This is a genomic window from Enterobacter sp. 61D5 (genome assembly GCF_034107965.1).
Classification (GTDB): domain Bacteria; phylum Pseudomonadota; class Gammaproteobacteria; order Enterobacterales; family Enterobacteriaceae; genus Enterobacter; species Enterobacter cloacae_M.
In genome coordinates this window covers 1-556 of sequence record NZ_JAWNFK010000052.1, presented here as the reverse complement: position 1 = coordinate 556, position 556 = coordinate 1, and the positions used below count along the sequence as shown (strand labels likewise).

Below are 556 nucleotides of genomic sequence, written 5' to 3'. Positions count from 1 at the left end.
TTACAATAGCTGTAGGAAAAGGTTCCTGCGGACACGGGAACAAAGGCAAACGACGCTCTGTGGCGAAGTTAATTCAAGATCCAGCGAATGCTCTTATAGAAAAACGGGCCCCGCGCAGCCTTTAGCTTATTTATGGCGTTATTTTTGTAAAAATAAACCTGCCTGACGTTGCAGCCGAGCTGACGGGCGATTTGCTTGGTTTTCAGGTTAAATGAGTAGCCTCGCAGCACGCAGGCTTCCTGATTAGAGAGGCTTTCTGGGGGCTGCTGCATCGTAATTCTCACGTTGTAATGATTTGACGCATTTGGCATCTGGCTCATCAAGATTTGCCACATCGTAATTATCGCGTTGTAATAATTTAAAGCTCTTGGCACCTGGGTCATCAGGATTTGCCACATCGTCTTGATATCACCCAGCGAAATACGTTTATTTATTACCCCATCCACATGATTAAATTTCAGAAAACCAACGGATAACGAATAGATATATATCCTCGCACTAGGCTTTTCCCGTTTAATTCGCCGAATATCTTCATCAGGCGTAATCATAAAACTGC

General features: G+C 44.1%; 1 protein-coding gene. It reads right to left on the bottom strand.

From position 1 onward, the window contains the following. Positions 1-68: 68 nt before the first annotated feature. Positions 69-556 (bottom strand): helix-turn-helix transcriptional regulator (locus UTM25_RS22680; RefSeq protein ID WP_320715394.1); only part of this gene is annotated, 488 nt, incomplete at its 5' end.